Source organism: Sphaerochaeta sp. UBA5836 (genome assembly GCF_002432845.1).
Classification (GTDB): domain Bacteria; phylum Spirochaetota; class Spirochaetia; order Sphaerochaetales; family Sphaerochaetaceae; genus Sphaerochaeta.
In genome coordinates, this window is the sequence record NZ_DJGW01000080.1 from 1 (window position 1) to 496 (window position 496).

Sequence of the window (496 nt, forward strand, 5' to 3'; positions counted from 1 at the left end):
ACTTGATCGGAAGGTAGGTCTTATCACTCTTGCTCTTCGCCCTGTCCTGGGTGTAGACCCAAAGGCTCTTCAAATCCCAGACCACGATCTCCTCACGCTCATCGCCGGTGATGTCCAGCACCTCGCAGCAAAGCTCGGGATGGCCGTCATCGGGGAACGGGACAACAATATCCCCCTCTCCGTCCATCAAGCCGCCGTGCTCTGTGCTGGCGCTGAGCAGCACCAGGTCTTGTCCTGAACCATCCCAGTTGACCGGGGTGATGACCGCCCCGTTGCACCGCAGTTCCCTGGACCAGAGCTCCTCACCCTTGCAGTTGTGCATATACAGGATACCCTGGCTGCCCCAGTAGGTGGTGGTAAGGATCTCAAGACCTCTGTTTTGACTCAGGTAGTTGCCTACGCTGATTCTCTGCCCATGACCGTTGATCGTACGCTTGAGGATGGTTCCATCAGGGGCGAGGAGCATGAAGCCCTCCCAACCGGAGACGATGGCGAT

The 496-nt window shown here is 57.9% G+C and carries 1 pseudogene; it reads right to left on the bottom strand.

The features are described from left to right. Positions 1-496, bottom strand: a pseudogene (locus tag B3F49_RS06845) (hypothetical protein); the annotation flags it as partial.